This window comes from Kushneria sp. AK178, from assembly GCF_053903105.1.
Map to the genome: position 1 here is coordinate 2,193,481 of NZ_CP096381.1, position 16,437 is coordinate 2,209,917.

At 65.0% G+C, this 16,437-nt stretch carries 14 protein-coding genes; 8 read left to right on the top strand and 6 right to left on the bottom strand.

All coding sequences use genetic code 11. The features are described 5' to 3' along the window. Positions 1–17 precede the first annotated feature (17 nt). A complete protein-coding gene (locus M1D97_RS09975; protein ID WP_456267587.1) occupies positions 18–1,055 on the bottom strand; it encodes a rod shape-determining protein in 1,038 nt (345 codons plus the stop codon). 222 nt (positions 1,056–1,277) lie between these two features. On the opposite strand from M1D97_RS09975, the gene gatC reads away from it, so the two are divergent. The 3 genes from gatC to gatB all read left to right on the top strand — a co-directional run bounded on the left by gatC (position 1,278) and on the right by gatB (position 4,565). Then, the gene (gatC, locus tag M1D97_RS09980; protein ID WP_456267588.1) at positions 1,278–1,565 is read left to right on the top strand and encodes an Asp-tRNA(Asn)/Glu-tRNA(Gln) amidotransferase subunit GatC; all 288 of its coding nucleotides are present in this window, start codon (positions 1,278–1,280) and stop codon (positions 1,563–1,565) included. 87 nt (positions 1,566–1,652) lie between these two features. Beyond that, positions 1,653–3,104, top strand: a complete 1,452-nt coding sequence (gatA, locus tag M1D97_RS09985; protein WP_456267589.1) for an Asp-tRNA(Asn)/Glu-tRNA(Gln) amidotransferase subunit GatA — start codon at positions 1,653–1,655, stop codon at positions 3,102–3,104. 6 nt (positions 3,105–3,110) lie between these two features. After that, positions 3,111–4,565: an Asp-tRNA(Asn)/Glu-tRNA(Gln) amidotransferase subunit GatB gene (gene gatB / locus M1D97_RS09990; RefSeq protein WP_456267590.1), complete on the top strand. Its 1,455-nt coding sequence runs from the start codon at positions 3,111–3,113 to the stop codon at positions 4,563–4,565. A 135-nt stretch (positions 4,566–4,700) separates the two neighbouring features. On the opposite strand, the gene M1D97_RS09995 is transcribed toward gatB, so the two are convergent. Next, complete coding sequence (locus M1D97_RS09995; protein ID WP_456267591.1) at positions 4,701–5,399, bottom strand: SDR family oxidoreductase; 699 nt, start codon at positions 5,397–5,399, stop codon at positions 4,701–4,703. Between the two features lie 297 nt (positions 5,400–5,696). Here M1D97_RS09995 and M1D97_RS10000 point away from each other — a divergent pair, with 297 nt between their 5' ends. The 5 genes from M1D97_RS10000 to M1D97_RS10020 all read left to right on the top strand — a co-directional run bounded on the left by M1D97_RS10000 (position 5,697) and on the right by M1D97_RS10020 (position 11,630). Then, positions 5,697–6,617: a polyprenyl synthetase family protein gene (locus tag M1D97_RS10000; RefSeq protein WP_456267592.1), complete on the top strand. Its 921-nt coding sequence runs from the start codon at positions 5,697–5,699 to the stop codon at positions 6,615–6,617. Further along, on the top strand, positions 6,614–8,083 hold the full coding sequence (gene crtI, locus M1D97_RS10005) for a phytoene desaturase family protein (protein WP_456267593.1): 1,470 nt from the start codon (positions 6,614–6,616) through the stop codon (positions 8,081–8,083). The genes M1D97_RS10000 and crtI overlap by 4 nt, the downstream gene beginning before the upstream one ends. Next, positions 8,080–9,012, top strand: coding sequence for a phytoene/squalene synthase family protein (locus M1D97_RS10010; protein ID WP_456267594.1), 933 nt, complete (start codon positions 8,080–8,082; stop codon positions 9,010–9,012). Before crtI ends, M1D97_RS10010 begins: the two co-directional genes overlap by 4 nt. Then, a complete protein-coding gene (locus M1D97_RS10015) occupies positions 9,009–10,145 on the top strand; it encodes a lycopene cyclase family protein (protein WP_456267595.1) in 1,137 nt (378 codons plus the stop codon). The genes M1D97_RS10010 and M1D97_RS10015 overlap by 4 nt, the downstream gene beginning before the upstream one ends. 99 nt (positions 10,146–10,244) lie before the next feature. Continuing rightward, the gene (locus tag M1D97_RS10020) at positions 10,245–11,630 is read left to right on the top strand and encodes a glutamine synthetase family protein (protein ID WP_456267596.1); all 1,386 of its coding nucleotides are present in this window, start codon (positions 10,245–10,247) and stop codon (positions 11,628–11,630) included. Positions 11,631–11,649: 19 nt separating this feature from the next. Here M1D97_RS10020 and M1D97_RS10025 read toward each other — a convergent pair whose 3' ends face one another. Genes M1D97_RS10025 through M1D97_RS10040 form a run of 4 tightly spaced genes read right to left on the bottom strand, consistent with a single transcriptional unit; the run spans position 11,650 to position 16,385 of the window. Continuing rightward, a complete protein-coding gene (locus tag M1D97_RS10025) occupies positions 11,650–12,492 on the bottom strand; it encodes an EamA family transporter (RefSeq protein WP_456267597.1) in 843 nt (280 codons plus the stop codon). 31 nt (positions 12,493–12,523) lie between these two features. Further along, entirely contained in the window at positions 12,524–13,831 is a 1,308-nt protein-coding gene (locus tag M1D97_RS10030) for an NAD(P)/FAD-dependent oxidoreductase (RefSeq protein WP_456267598.1), read from the bottom strand. A gap of 41 nt (positions 13,832–13,872) precedes the next feature. Next, a complete protein-coding gene (locus M1D97_RS10035) occupies positions 13,873–14,964 on the bottom strand; it encodes a polyamine ABC transporter substrate-binding protein (RefSeq protein WP_456267599.1) in 1,092 nt (363 codons plus the stop codon). Between the two features lie 53 nt (positions 14,965–15,017). After that, positions 15,018–16,385 (bottom strand): glutamine synthetase family protein, encoded by a 1,368-nt coding sequence (locus M1D97_RS10040; RefSeq protein ID WP_456267600.1) that lies wholly within the window; start codon positions 16,383–16,385, stop codon positions 15,018–15,020. Positions 16,386–16,437 lie beyond the last annotated feature (52 nt).

Below are 16,437 nucleotides of genomic sequence, written 5' to 3' on the forward strand. Positions count from 1 at the left end.
GCCGGCTGCCGCTGACATCAGTCGGTCGACAGCAGTTCGAAGGTGTGCTGATCGATCATCTCGAGCGCCTTGCCACCGCCGCGGGCCACGCAGGTCAGCGGTTCTTCGGCAATGATGACCGGCAGGCCGGTTTCCTCGGCGATCAGCTTGTCGATATCGCGCAGCAGACCGCCACCGCCGGTAATCACCAGACCGCGATCGGCGATATCGGAAGCCAGCTCCGGCGGCGACTGCTCCAGCGCGCTCTTGACGACCGCCACGATCGAGGAGAGCGGCTCCTGCAGGGCATCGAGGATCTCGTTGGAGTTCAGGGTGAAGCTGCGCGGCACGCCCTCGGCGAGATTGCGCCCGCGCACGTCGATTTCACGCAGTTCACCGCCCGGCCAGGCGCTGCCGATCTCCTCCTTGATGCGCTCGGCCGTGGCCTCGCCGATCAGGCTGCCGTAGTGGCGGCGCACATAGGCCGTAATGGCCTCGTCAAAGCGGTCGCCGCCCACGCGCACGGATTCGGAGTAGACCACGCCGGACAGGGAGATGATGGCAATTTCGGTCGTGCCGCCGCCGATATCGACCACCATCGAGCCGGTGGCTTCCTCGACCGGCAGACCGGCGCCAATGGCTGCTGCCATCGGCTCCTCGATCAGAAAGACTTCACGGGCGCCCGCCCCTTCGGCGGACTCCTTGATGGCACGGCGCTCGACCTGCGTCGACATGCAGGGAACACAGACCAGGACACGGGGGCTGGGCGTTAAAAAGGTGCTTTGATGCACCTTCCTGATAAAATACTGCAGCATCTGTTCGGTCACGGTGAAGTCGGCAATGACGCCGTCCTTCATCGGACGAATGGCCGTGATGTTGCCGGGTGTGCGTCCCAGCATCCGCTTGGCATCGAGACCGACAGCGGCCACGCTTCTCATGCTGCCGGACTGGCGGATGGCCACGACCGAGGGCTCATCGAGCACGATACCGCGACCACGTACATAAATCAGCGTGTTGGCTGTTCCCAGATCGATCGACAGATCATTGGAAAACAACCCCCGTAAACGTTTAAACATGAAAGTCTTTCACCTGGGCCAGACCGGAACTTGTGCGGATGCAAACGGTATCATCGCCGTCATGATGCGGCAAGCAGCCCGCCTGCCATGCCGCCGCCGCTTATGATACCTTCTTCCTACCACGTGGCCCTGCTTCTTTTTGTTGCTTTATGCAGCCGGATCAAAAGCCGGACAGCCACGCTTTTGCCATCAACCCCTGCATCGTTCAAAGGTAGAACCGCCATGGCTATTGAACACGCCAATGTTCTGCGCGCTGCGCATCTGGCTCGTCTGGGCGTGACCGATGCCCAGGCCGAACGCTACGTCGATGATCTGTCCCGCATTCTCGAGATGGTCGACCGGCTTGCCGAAATCGATACCGACGGCGTGGCGCCGCTGTCCCATCCGCTGGACGCCACCCAGCCCCTGCGTGCCGACGAGGCGATCGAGGCCGACCGCCGCGACAGCTTCCAGCGCATTGCCCCGGCCACGCAGGACGGGCTCTATCTGGTACCGCGCGTGGTCGAATGATCGACCCGAGCGCACCTGACCGGCCCGAGACCCGACAGATCATGGACGCTGCCCCGACCAGGGGCGGCCAAGGAGTAACAACCCCTCATGCATGACAAGACACTTGCCGAACTGGCCCGCGGCCTGGCTGCCGGTGATTATTCCAGTCGCGAGCTGACGACCTCGCTGCTCGAGCGCATCGAGCGCCTTGACCCGGCGCTCAACAGCTTTATCACGGTCACCGGCGAGCAGGCGCTCGACGCCGCCGATGCCGCCGATACCCGACGCCACCAGGGCGAGGCCGGCATTCTCGACGGCCTGCCGCTGGCCTACAAGGACATCTTCTGCACCGAGGGCGTGCGCACCAGCGCCGGCTCGAAGATGCTGGACAATTTCATTGCGCCCTATAACGCCACGGTCGTCGAAAAACTGCGCCACGCCGGCACGGTCAGCCTTGGCAAGACCAACATGGATGAGTTCGCCATGGGCTCCTCCAACGAAAACAGCTTCTACGGCCCGGTCAAAAACCCCTGGAACCCGACGCTGGTACCCGGCGGCTCCTCGGGCGGCAGTGCGGCCGCCGTGGCAGCCGGTCTCGTGCCGGCCGCGCTGGGCACCGACACCGGCGGCTCGATTCGCCAGCCGGCCGCGTTTTGCGGCATTACCGGGCTCAAGCCCACCTACGGGCGCATCTCGCGCTACGGCATGATCGCCTATGCCTCGAGCCTGGATCAGGCCGGCCCCATGGCGCGCACGGCCGAAGACTGCGCGATGCTCATGAACGCCATGGCCGGCCACGATGCGCGTGATTCCACCAGCGTTGCCCGCAACGTCCCCGACTACACCCAGGATCTGGACAAGCCACTTCATGGCCTCAAGATCGGCCTGCCGGTGGAGTATTTCGGCGAGGGTCTGACCCCCGAGATCGAAACGGCCATCCGCGAGGCCGTGAAGGTCTACGAGTCGCTCGGCGCGCAGGTCATTGACGTCAGCCTGCCCCATACCCGCCTGGCGATTCCGGCCTACTACGTCATTGCGCCGGCCGAGGCCTCCTCCAACCTGTCGCGCTATGACGGCGTGCGCTTCGGCCATCGCTGCGAGGACCCGACCGATCTCGAGGATCTTTACAAGCGCACCCGCGCCGAAGGCTTCGGCGACGAGGTCAAGCGCCGCATCCTGATCGGCACTCATACCCTCTCCGAGGGCTTTTTCGACGCCTACTACCGCAAGGCGCAGCAGGTTCGCCGCCTGATCCGTCAGGACTTTCTGGACGCCTTTGCCCGGGTGGACGTGCTCATGGGCCCGGCCGCACCGACGACGGCCTTCGAGCTGGGCGCCAAGGCCGACCCGGTGCAGATGTATCTGCAGGACATCTACACCATCGCCACCAACCTGGCCGGTATCCCGGGTATCAGCGTGCCGGCCGGTCTGGCCGACAATCGCCCGGTCGGGCTTCAGATCCTGGGGCCGCATTTTGGTGAGGCCCACCTTCTCAACGTGGCGCATGTCTATCAGCAGGCCACGGACTGGCATCAGCGCCGGCCCGAGATCAAGGAGTAATACAACATGCAGTGGGAAGTCGTGATCGGGCTTGAAGTCCACGTGCAGCTGTCGACCTGCTCGAAAATCTTTTCCGGCGCCTCGACCGCCTTCGGGGCCGAGGCCAACACCCAGGCCTGCGGTATCGACCTGGGCCTGCCGGGCACGCTGCCGGTGCTCAACGAAAACGCCGTGGCCATGGCGGTGCGCTTTGGCCTGGCCATCAATGCCGAGATTCCCGAGTACTCGGTATTCGAACGCAAGAACTACTTCTATCCCGACCTGCCCAAGGGCTACCAGACCAGCCAGATGGCGCATCCGGTGATCGGTCGCGGCGAGGTCGACATCACGCTGGGCGATGGCACGGTCAAGACCGTGCGCATTCATCATGCCCACATGGAAGAAGACGCCGGCAAGTCGCTGCACGAGGACTACAGCGGCATGACCGGCATCGACCTCAACCGCGCCGGCACGCCGCTTCTGGAGATCGTCTCCGAGCCCGACATGCACAGCGCCGAGGAGGCCTCGGCCTATATTCGCGCCCTGCACGCCATCGTGACCTATCTGGGCATCTCCGATGGCAACATGGCGGAAGGCTCGATGCGCTGCGACGTCAACGTCTCGCTGCGCCCGAAGGGCCAGGAAACACTCGGCACCCGCGCCGAGATCAAGAACGTCAACTCCTTTCGCTTTGTCGAGCGCGCCATCGCGTTCGAGATCGAGCGCCAGAGCGAGATTCTCGAGGAAGGCGGCGTTGTCGTTCAGGAAACGCGTCTCTACAACCCGGACCTGGACGAGACCCGTTCGATGCGCACCAAGGAGGAAGCCAACGACTACCGTTACTTCCCCTGCCCGGACCTGCTGCCGCTGATGCTGGATGAGGCCTATGTCGAGCATCAGCGCTCGCTGCTGCCGGAGCTGCCCAGCGAAAAGCGCCAGCGCTTTGTCGATGCACTGGGGCTGTCGCCCTACGACGCTGACGTTTTGACCGGTTCGCGAGCGCTGGCCGAATATTTCGAAGCCGTGCAGCAGCACTGTGGCGATGCCAAGCTGGCCGCCAACTGGGTGCAGGGCGATCTGCTCGGCCGGCTCAACCGTGACGGCCTCGACATTACCGAAAGCCCGGTCAGCGCCGAACAGCTGGGCGGTCTGCTCATGCGCCTGGTGGATGACACCATCAACGGCAAGGCGGCCAAGCAGGTCTTTGCCGATCTGTGGGAGTGCAGGGGCGAGACGGCCGACGAGATCATCGAGTCCCGCGGCCTCAAGCAGGTCACCGATACCAGCGCGATCGAATCCCTGTGCGATCAGGTCATCGCCGACAATCCGGTGCAGGTCACCCAATATCGCGAGGCGACCGAGGACAAGCGCGGCAAGATGATCGGCTTTTTCGTCGGCCAGGTCATGAAGGCCTCACGCGGCACGGCCAACCCGCCGCAGGTCAACGCCATGCTCAAGGAAAAGCTCGACGCCCTGCTCTGACCCCACCGTGCCGGGTCGTTGACATTCCCGGCCGTCAATGTGGAACGTCAAGTCAAAAAAAGGGGGCGCCCATCGGCGCCCCCATTTTTGATTACCCTGATCGACACACTGTCGAGTGACGTGCGCTCTGCCGTCTTACTCCTCGACGGGCGGCGTCGGCAGAATGCACATGTCGTGCACTTCCACGCTTTTGGGCTGGGTAAGCGCGAAGATCACCGACCGCGCGATGTCATCCGATGTCAGCGCATCCTCCTGCGGATCATCGAAAAAGGGCGTATCCACCACGCCCGGCTCGATCAGCGTGACCCGCATGCCGCTGCCCTTGACCTCTTCACGCAGGTTGTAGGCCATGCTCTGAACAGCGCTTTTGGTCGCCCCGTAAAAGGAGCCCGGCATCACCCGACGCCCGGCGACCGAACCGGTAATCAGCACGTGCCCGCGCGTCTTTTTCAGTTCGGCCATGGCGGCCCGTACCGTCAGCGCCGGCCCCAGCACGTTGGTCAACAGCACTTCGCGCCACTCTTCCGGGTCGCTGCCGCCATAGCCGCGCCCTTCAAGACCGCGCCCGGCGTTGGCAAAGACCGCATCCAGCCCGCCAAAATGCTCGACGACCGACGCGACCAGCTGCTCCTGCGCCTCCCAGGACTGCACGTTGCAGGTAAAGGCCATTGAGCGCACGCCATACTCCTGCTCGATCGATTCGGCCAGCGTCTCGAGGCGTTTGGTACTGCGTGCGGCCAGGGCCACATTGTAACCGGCCTGTGCCGCGTGGCGGGCGCTGGCCTCACCGATGCCGGTCGAGGCGCCCGTAATCAAAAGCGTTGGATTGGCCATCTCTGTCTCCTGTGCGTTCAGGTCAATATGATCCGGCTGTCGTATCATGTGCCCCGAGTCTGGCAATCCGGGCTCGAGGGCGCCACCCGGAATGTGACTCTGCCGGCTCGCACCGGGTGACATCACGCCGCGCCGTTGTGCCCTGCCACCATGACAGCGACGGTGCTTTTCAGCTATCCTGGTGTAACCCGTTTTATTGCCCTGTATCAATCAATGACCTGTCGTTCACACCGGGACCGTCAGGTGACCACAACAATGGATGTCGGTCGCAACCGCGCGTCAGACAAGGAGAGATTCATGACCGGCCTGACGTCTCCGATCGTCGAACGCCAATCCGCACGGGACTACCCGGCCGCCTCGCTCAACGAGGCCCTGCATGCCACCCTGGTGCACGCCCTCGAGGATGAGGGGCACAAGGGCATGATCCGTGATGCCATCGATCATCACCTGGCAGCCGCCGGCGGCTATCTGCGCGCACGGCTGGGCTATCACACCGGCCGGGCCCTGGGACTGGCCCATGACGAAGCCCTGACCTGCGCCTGCATCAGCGAGCTTTTGCACAACGCCTCGCTCATCCATGACGATGTGCTGGATCACGACAGCATGCGTCGCGGCCAGCGCAGCGTCTGGCGCGTCTGGAACGAGGGCGTGGCGATCTGTCTGGGGGATCTGTTCATCTCGGCCGCCTACGGCCTGATGGCCGGACTGAGCGGGCGCGCCGCCCATCTGCCCGCGCTGCTGTCGTGCGTGCACGATCACGTGCAGCACACCATTCACGGCCAGGCCGACTGTTTCGGGCTGGCCCTGAACGCCGAGGCCGATTTCGAGCAGTGCAGCCGGGCCGCCTGCGGCAAGTCCGGCCCGCTGTTTGCGCTGGCGCTGGAAGCACCGCTGCTGCTGACCGGCCATGACGGTGCGGTCGACAGCGCCCGGCAGGCGGCGCTGTCGTTTGCCACCATCTACCAGCTCATCGATGACATCGAGGATTTCGACAGCGACATGACCGACCAGCACCAGGGGGCCTGCAACATGCTTCACGCCCTGAGCCGACGCGGCGATGCCGCGCCCATGGCCTCGGCCCGGGCCTACGGCCGTCACCATCTGGACCGGGCACGCCAGCTGGCCGACACCCTGCCCGAGGGCTGCGGTCACGCCCTGACCGACGAAGCCCATCTTCTCGAGGAGAAACTGATGCGCGTGACGGGAGACGCCTCATGAGCCGGGCACTGGTCATCGGCGGCGGCTTCGGCGGCATGGCGGCCGCCCTGCGCGCACGCAAAAAGGGCTACGACGTTACGTTGATCGAGCGCTGCGACGCGCTGGGCGGTCGTGCCCAGGTCTTTACCGATCAGGGCTTTCGCTTTGATGCCGGACCCACGGTCATCACCGCGCCCTTTCTGTTCGAGGAGCTCTTCGAGCTGTTCGGCAAGCGGCTGGCAGACTATGTCGAGATGGTGGCGCTGGATATCTGGTATCAGTTCTATTTCCAGAATGGCCGCACCTTTGACTACGGCACCGACATGTCGGCAACGCTGGCCAGCATTCGTCGCTTCAACGAGCGCGACGTTCAGGGCTATCAGAACCTTTTGAAGACCTCGAAGGAGATCTTCGAGATCGGCTTCGAGCAGCTGGCCGACCGCCCCTTCCATCGATTCTCGACCATGGCCGAGCAGATCCCGGCGCTGTTGCGACTGAAAAGCTATCGCTCGGTGTGGCAGATGGTCTGCGCCCATATCGAGGACGACAGCCTGCGCCAGGCCTTCTCGATTCCACCGCTGTTGGTCGGCGGCAACCCGTTTCGCACCACCAGCATCTACGGCCTGATCCCCTGGCTGGAGCGCAAGTGGGGCGTACACTTCCCGATGGGCGGCACCGGCGCGCTGGTGGCGGCACTCGAAAAGCTGATGCGCGATGTCGGCATCACCATCGAGACCGGCACCACTGTAAAACGCATTCTGAGCGAGCACGGTCGCGCCAACGGCGTCGAGCTTGAAAGCGGCGAGAAGCTGCCGGCGGAGGCGGTCATCAGCAACGCCGATGCCGCGCATCTCTACACCCACATGGTTAATCAGGTCTCGACCAGCGCGAAGCTCAAGCTGGCCGGCGCCCGCTACTCGATGGGCCTGTTCGTGCTTTATGTGGGCACCAACCGCCAGTTCCCCCAGGCCGAGCACCACACCATCTGGATGGGAGCGCGCTATCGCGACCTGCTCGAAGACATCTTCGAGCATCGCGTGCTGGCCAGCGACTTCTCCCTCTACGCGCATCGCCCGACCGCCACCGACCCCTCCTTTGCCCCGCCCGGGTGTGACTCGTTCTACATCCTCGCCCCGGTGCCCAACCTGCAGGGCGATGTGGACTGGTCGCGTGAAGGCGACAGACTCGGGGATGCCATTATCGATGCGCTGGATCGCACCACCATGCCGGGCTTTCGCGAATCGATCGTCACCCGTTTTCACATGACGCCGCAGGATTTCAGCGAGCGCTACCTGTCGATGCACGGCACCGGCTTTTCGATTGCGCCCATCTTCCGTCAGTCGGCCTGGTTTCGCTTTCACAACAAAAGCGAAGTGCTGGACAATCTCTATCTCACCGGGGCCGGCACCCACCCGGGCGCGGGGCTGCCGGGCGTGCTCTCCAGCGCCCGGGTCGTGGATCACCTGCTGCCGGAGGCCGGTTCGTGACGGCACAGCCCGACACCGCCGAGGCCATTCTGGCGCGACACGGCAAGTCGTTTCGCTTTGCCAGCTACTTCATGGAGCGCGACGATGCCCACGACGCCGCGCTGTTGTACATGGCCTGTCGCGAGCTGGATGATCTGGCCGATCAGGACATGCCCACCGAGGCCGAAAACGCCGGGGCACACCAGCGCCTGATGATGATTCGTCAGGAGCTGCTGGCCGGCGCCGGCAGCGACCCGATCACCCATGTGCTGATCGATCTGCGCGAACGCCGCGGCCTGGATACCCGCGCCGCCGTGGCCCTGATCGACGCCCTGATCGAGGACGTGCGCACGCCGGCCCTGATTCAGGATGAGCGTGGTCTGATGCGCTACTGCTACGGCGTCGCCGGCGCCGTGGGCGTATTGATGTGCCCGGTGGTGGGCGCCGATGACAGCGCCATCCCGCACGGCATCGATCTGGGCCTGGCGATGCAGATGACCAACATCGCCCGCGACGTGCGCGAGGACGCCGAGATGGGCCGGCGCTACCTGCCGGCCGACTGGGTCGGCCATCTAACGCCTGAGGAACTTGCTCATGCCGACAGCGAGCAGCGCGAGCGGGTCGCCCACGCGGTGGATCGTCTGCTGACCCGGGCCGAGGCCTACTACACCAGTGCCGCCGATGGCTTTAACCGCATCCCGGGCAGGAACCGGCGCGCCATCGCGGTGGCCGCCGACGTGTATCGTGCCATCGGTTGTCGCCTGCGCCGCGAGCGGCTGGCCTGGTGGCAGGGCCGTGTCCATGTCTCCCTGCCCGGCAAGCTGTGGCTCGCTACGCGCCGCCTGAGTGGCCGCGGCACCATTCAGGGCAGCGGCACTCACGGTCACGACGCCGAGCTGCATCGCCATATCAGCGATCTGCCCGGCGCCCACGCGCCCGGCGGGTCATGAGTTTCCAGCACTTCGATCTCGTGATTCTCGGCGGCGGCTGCGCCGGGCTGAGTCTCGCCTATCGACTGGCCCGTCACGATCGGCCGCCGCGTACGCTGATCATCGACCCGCGCAGTAACTACACCAACGACCGTACCTGGTGCGGCTGGCCGGTCACGACTCACCCCTTTCAGGACGAGATCCGCGAGCGCTGGCACCGCCTGACGCTGCATACCCAACAGGGCAGCACCACCGTGGAAAGCCGGCGCTACCCCTACGAGATGCTGGAAGCCGAGCGCTTTTATGCGCGCACGCTTGCGGCCATCGACGCCCATCCGGACATCACTCGACTCAAGGGTCGCGCTGTAGGGATCGAGGATCGCGATGACGGCGTGACCGTGACGCTGGAAAGCGGTGAGACGGTTCAGGCGCGCTTTGGCGTGGATACCCGGCCGCATCCGCAGCCGCTGGTCTCGCCCTGGCTGTGGCAGGACTTTGCCGGCATCAACGTCCAGGCCGACAACATGCCCCGGCACGCCGAGCTGATGGATTTTCGCGTGGGGAATGATCCGCACGCCGGCATCGATTTTCTCTATGTGCTGCCCTACGCCCCCGATCAGGCGCTGTTTGAGTGGACCCGCTTTGGCCGACCGCCCACCGACCCGGCCACGCTCGAGCGCAAGCTGGAAGCCCATCTCGATGCACGCTTTGGTGCGGACGGCTGGCAGGCCCTGCGCCGGGAAACCGGCACGCTGCCCATGGCGCCGCCCACGCGCGTCAGCGGCCGCTCGATGGTCGCCGCCGGTGCCTACGGCGGCGCCATGCGCGCCGCCACCGGCTACGCCTTTCACGCCATTCAGCGCTGGGCCGATGACTGCGTCGAAGCCCTGCTGGCCGGTCAGCCGCCGGTGGGCGCCCGGCCGGGGCGTATCCTGCCGCATCTGGATCGCATCTTCATGAGCACGCTGGCGCGCCACCCCGAGCGCGCCCCCGAGTTCTACCGGCTGCTGTTTGAAAACGCCCCCACCGACCGTCTGATCCGCTTTTTGAGCGGCGTACCCGGCGTGTGGGATACGCTGCGCGTCATGAATGCCCTGCCCTGGGCGCCGCTGATCGGAAGCACACTGCGCCATGCCCTGCCTGCCAGAGCATGAGTGGCCCCTCCCGAGCCTCTATCCCGGGTGGCGCTGCAATTTGCGACGCGCTTGCGTAGTATCAACCGATATTTCCAGCCCCGTCAGAGCCGCTCGACCATGACCGACACCCCTGCCCCCGGCATCGCCGAGGCACGCCAGTTTCTGGACGCCCACCCCGACATCACCCGGATCGATGTACTGATCAGCGATCTCAACGGCGTGTTGCGCGGCAAGCGCATCCCCCGCGCGAGTCTGGAAGCGGCCTATACCAGCGGCGTCAATCTGCCCGCCTCCATCTTCGCGCTGGATATCACCGGCAATACCGTGGAAGAGACGGGGCTGGGGCTCGACAGCGGCGATGGCGATCGCGCCTGCCTGCCGATTCCCGGCACGCTGGTGCCGGTGTCGTGGCATCAGCGCACGCCCACCGCGCAGCTTTTGATGACCATGGTCGAGCCGGACGGCAGCGGCTGGCACGCCGATCCGCGTCAGGTGCTCTCGCATGTACTGGAAGGTTTTACCCGGCAGGGGCTGACGCCGGTGGTGGCCATCGAGCAGGAATTCTATCTGCTGGATACCGAGCGCAACGACCGCGGCCGGCCCCAGCCGCCGCGCTCGCCGCTGACCGGTGAACGGGCGCGCTCCAGCCAGCTCTACTCGATCAGCGAGCTTGATGAGTACGCCGATTTCATCGATGCCATTCACGACGCCTGCGACCGCCAGGGACTGCCGCTGGATACCGCACTCAAGGAGTGCGCGCCGGGCCAGTTCGAGATCAACCTGCGCCACCGCAATGACGCCCTGCGCGCCTGCGATGATGCCGTCATGCTCAAGCGCGCCATCAAGAGTGTGGCGCAGCAGCAGGGGTTTGAAGCGACCTTCATGGCCAAGCCCTGGGGCGATGAGGCCGGCAGCGGCACCCATGTTCACGTCAGCCTGCTGGATGAAAACGGTCGCAACGTCTTTGCCGCTGCCGACGGCGACCCGATGGGCAGTCAGGCGCTGCATCAGGCGATTGCCGGCGTGCTGGATCTGATGCCGGCCTCGATGGCGGTCTGTGCGCCCAACCTCAATGCCTTTCGCCGCTTCCAGCCCGGCCTTTACGTGCCGATGGCGCCCTCCTGGGGGTTCGATAACCGCTCGGTCGCGGTGCGCATTCCGTCAGGGCCGACCGCGGCCACGCGGCTGGAACATCGCGTCGCCGGGGCGGACGTCAACGTCTATCTGCTGTGCGCGGTGCTGCTGGCCTCGATGGCCCACGGCCTCGACGAACGACTCACGCCGCCGCCGGCGATCGAGGGCAACGCCTATACGCAGCTCGACGCCACCCTGCCGGACGCCTGGGGCGTGGCGCTGGCGCTCTGGATGGAAAATGAGGTGCTTGGCGAGCGGCTCGGCCAGGATTTTCAGCATATCTACTACGCCAACCGCCAGGCCGAGCGGTCGCTGGCACAGCGCACCGTCAGCGCGCTGGAGTACGACTGGTATCTGCGGCTGGTCTAGACGTCGATATTGCTGTCCTCTATCCCAGACGCAGCAGCACGACGCCAGTCAGGATGATCACCCCCGCTGTCAGGCGCTGACGGCTCAGCCGTTCGCCCAGAAAGAGCGTCGAAATGGCCAGCGCAAAGAGCACGCTGGATTCACGCAGCGCCGCCACCAGGGCGATCGGCGCCTGACTCATGGCCCAGATGGTCGCGCCGTAGGCGGCCATCGACATGGCGCCGCCCAGCAGGCCAATGCGGTAGTGCCCGGCAATGGCGGCCAGCGTCTGCCGCCCGCGCAGCCCCCACAGCAAAAGCCCCATGCACAGCCCGTTGAGCGCGAACAGCCACAGCACATAGCCGATGGCATCACAATTGGCCCGGGCACCCAGCCCGTCACTGAGCGTGTAGGCGGCGATAAATGCCGAGGTGACCAGTGCATTGATCAGGCCCGCCCGGGGTAACCGGGTAGCGCCGGCGCCGCGTACGGCCATCCACCAGATGCCGCCACTGAGCAGCATCACGCCCGCATACCCCAGTGGTGAAGGATGATCCCCCAGCGCCAGCAGCCCCACCAGCGCCACGATCAGCGGCGCCGAGCCGCGGGCGATGGGGTACACCTGACCGAAATCACCGCGGCCATAGGCGCGCGCCAGAAACACGTTATAGCCCACATGCAGTACCGCCGAGAGCAAAAGCCAGGGCCAGGCGGCCGCATTCGGCAAACGGACCAGCGGCAGCAGGACCAGCGCCGGCACACCGGCCCCCACCTGAATGAGCGTGACCGCCAGCAGCCGATCGAGTCCGATACGCACCAGCGCATTCCAGCCGGCATGCAGGGCGGCCGCGCCCAGCACGACGGCAAAGACCTCCGGACTCATGACGCCTTACTCGACAGCCGGCATTCTGTCATCACATGCCCAGCCGGTCGCGCAGGGCGTAGTACCAGGCCCCCATGGCGGAAAACGGCACGGCAAAGCGCCGTCCGCCAGGAAACGGCAGGTGCTGGATATCGGCAAAGGCGTCAAAGCGCTCGCTGTCACCCTTGATGATCTCGCCGACCAGCCGCCCGGCCAGATGCGCGGCCGTCACGCCGTGACCGGAGTAGCCCTGGGCGTAGTAGACGTTGTGGTTGAGCCGGCCGAACTGCGGCAGCCGATTGAGGGTCATCAGGAAGTTGCCGCTCCAGGCGTAATCAATCTTCACGCGCTCAAGCGCCGGAAAGGTCTTCAGCATCTTGGGGCGAATGGCGCCCTCGATACTGGCCGGATCGCGCCCGCCGTAGGTGACGCCGCCGCCATAGATCAGACGCCGGTCGGCGGAGAGGCGATAGTAGTCGAGCAGATAATTGCCGTCCTCGACGGCGCGATCGGTGGGCAGCAGCCGCATCGCCGTGGCTTCATCAAGTACCTCGGTGGCGATCACCTGGGTACCGCAGGGCATGGAACGGTCGGACAGCTCGGGCACCACATCGCCCAGATAGGCATTGCCGGCGATGACGGCGCGCTCGGCCTCAATCACACCGCCCGCGGTATGAATCCTTACCCGTTCGCCATGTTCCAGCCGCGTCATGGGCGAGTGTTCGAAGAGTTGCCCGCCGAGCGATTCAAACGCCGCCGCCTGCCCCAGCACCAGGTTGAGCGGGTGCAGATGGCCGCCGGTGTGATCCAGCAGCGCCCCCTTGTAGCGAGGGCTGCCGATCTCGCGGTGATAGGCCTCGCCTTCCAGCAGCTCCAGCGCCCGGTGGCCGTATTTTTCCCACAGCGTCCTGTGGTGTCTGAGCGCGGCGAGCTGCCTGTCGTTGCAGGCGGCAAAGAGATTGCCGTTTTTGAGATCGCACCGAATGCCATACTGCTCGATGCGCTCGCGAATGATGCGGTTGCCCTCGAACGCCATGTCGCCCAGCGCCTGCGCCGAGGCCTCGCCAAAGCGCGCCTCGATCATGTCCATGTCGCGGCTGTAGCTGTTGACGATCTGACCGCCGTTGCGGCCGCTGGCCCCAAACCCCACGCGCTGCGCCTCGAGCACCGCGACGCGAAAGCCCTGTTCGGCCAGGTGCAGGGCGCTGGAAAGTCCGGTAAAGCCGGCGCCCACCACGCAGACATCCACATCCATCTGCCCCGAAAACGCCGGACGCTCGGGGGCAGGGTTCATGGTGGTTTCGTAGAGCGAGCGGGCATGGCCGTTGCGTTGAGTCGATTCGAAGTCAGGCTGGGTCATGACAATCTACCGTGCAGACGGCCCGAGCGGGCCGTCGGAAGTTAGCGACTGCGCATCTCATTGTTGAGCTGCGAGAGCGTGCCAAGCTGCGCCGTGTCGATCAGCGGCACAAATACCAGCCGCGAACGTTCTTCGTCACTGAGCTGCGAGGGCGGCCTTTTCAGGGCGTCATCGAGCCGGTCGAGCGCCGCTGCATTGGGCGTGGCGTAGAAGGTGTAGTTGCTGATGCGCGCGGCCACATCGGGGCGCAGGGTGTAGGCAATGAACTGCTGCGCCAGCGCCGGATGCGGCGCCCGCTTCGGGACCACCAGGGTGTCGATACCGCGCTGGCTGCCCTCTTCGGGCACGAAAAAGCGCAGATGGCCGTAGGTCTCCGGGTCTTCGGCCTGACGCCAGGCCAGATCACCGTTATAGGTCATGCCCATGGCGCTGACGCCGCGCACGATCTGATCGATAGAGGCGGTGCTGTCGGTAAAGCCGATGAAGTTCGAGCGTTTTTTGGTCTTCATCAAATGCCGCGCGCTCTCCACCCACTGATCCTGTTGCGTGCAGTCAAAGCCGTGACCGAGCGAGGCGCAGGCGGCGCCGAACAGCACCTGCGGATCGCCGCCCAGCAGGGTAAAGGGCGCATCCGGGTTCACGTCCGGATCAAACAGCGCCGACCAGCGGCGCGGCACGTCATCCAGTACCCGGCTGTCGTAGACAATGCCGGTCACGCCCCACTGATAGGGCACGCTGTAGCGATTGCCCGGATCATAGGCGGGGTCCTGAAATTCGGGCAACAGGTGCTCGAGCCCCGGAAGACGGTCATGATCCAGCGGCTGAATCAGATCTGCCGCGACCAGACGCGGCACGAAATAGTCGGTGGGCACGACGACATCGTACTGGGCGTCGCCGCCACTGCGCAGTTTGGTGAACATCTCGGCGTTGGAGGTGAAAAAGTTCTGCACGACATGCACGTCATGCTCGCGCTCGAAATCCTCAAGCACGTCGGGCGGCATGTACTCCGTCCAGTTGAAGAGATAGAGCGTATCGGCGCGCTGTTCCCCGGCATTGACGGCCAGACTTGCTCCGACCAGACCTGCCCCGGCCAGCATCAGGACACCCGCCCGCCACCAGCGTGATCGTGTCATTGTGGTTTCTCCCTTGATGATCCCTTTACGGGTCTTGTTGTGTGGTTCAGGGCCTAGACGCGCAGCAGCAGATGCTCCCGCTCCCAAGAGCTGATCACCCGGTAGTAGGCCAGATGCTCGGCGCGCTTGACGGCCAGGTAGCTCTTGACGAAGCGCTCGCCGAGCACCTCCGCCAGCGCGTCACAGGCATCAAGGGCATCCAGCGCCGGGCCGACATCGTTGGGCAGCGCAATGCCACCGTTCCAGGCCCCGCCGGTCAATGGTGGACGCGCCGCGAGCTGCTGCGTCATGCCCAGATAGCCACAGGCCAGCGAAGCGGCCATCACCAGATAGGGATTGGCATCGGCGCCGGGCAGGCGATTCTCGACCCGCGTGGCCTCGGCATTGCCCACCGGCACCCGCAGCCCCACGGTGCGGTTGTCGTAGCCCCACTCCACGTTGGTCGGCGCCGAGCCGCCGTACTCGTTGGGCATCAGCCGCCGCCAGGAGTTGACGTTGGGCGCGAAAAACGGCATCGCCGCCGGCATATGGGCCTGCAGCCCGCCGATGTAGTGCATGAAGAGCTCGCTGGGCTGGCCGTTGTCGCCGGCAAACAGATTGGCGCCGCTGTCGCGATCCACCAGGCTCTGATGCAGGTGCATGGCGCTGCCCGGCTCGTTGGCCATGGGCTTGGCCATGAAGGTGGCGTACATGCCGTGGCGCAGCGCCGTTTCGCGCAGGGTGCGCTTGAAGATCACCACCTGATCGGCCAGATAGAGCGGATCGCCGTGCTGGAAGTTGACTTCCATCTGTCCGGCGCCCTCCTCGTGAATGAGGGTGTCGATGTCGAGCTGCTGCGCCTCGCAGTAGTCATACATCTCCTCGAACAGCGGGTCGAACTCGTTGACCGCATCGATGGAAAACGACTGCCGCCCGCTCTCCTGACGACCGGAGCGGCCGATCGGCGGCTCCAGCGGATAGTCCGGGTCGGTGTTGGTCTTGACCAGATAGAACTCGACTTCCGGGGCGATGACCGGCTTCCAGCCGCGCGCCTCATAAAGCGCCAGCACGCGCTTCAATACATGGCGCGGCGCGATCTCGACCGGCTCGCCGTTCATGTAGTAGCAGTCATGAATGATCTGGGCAGTGGGGTCCTCCGCCCAGGGCACCAGATAGGCCGCGGCCGGGTCGGCAATCAGCTGCATGTCGAGCTCGGCGGCGTTCCAGAAGCGCAGGGCGCTGTCATCGGGATAGCCGCCGGTCACCGACTGGATAAAGATCGAGTCCGGCAGGCGCGGCCGGCCACCGTTGAGATACTTGCCGGCGGGCATGATCTTGCCCTTGAGAATACCGGTCAGGTCGCTGACCAGACACTCCACCTCGGTGATGCGGTGCTCTTCGAACCAGTCCGTCAGTACCACCGGACGATGCTTTAGCGTCATGTCGGCCTCCTCAGCCGAACCTGATCACAGCCATGCAAAGGCGGCCCGTCCT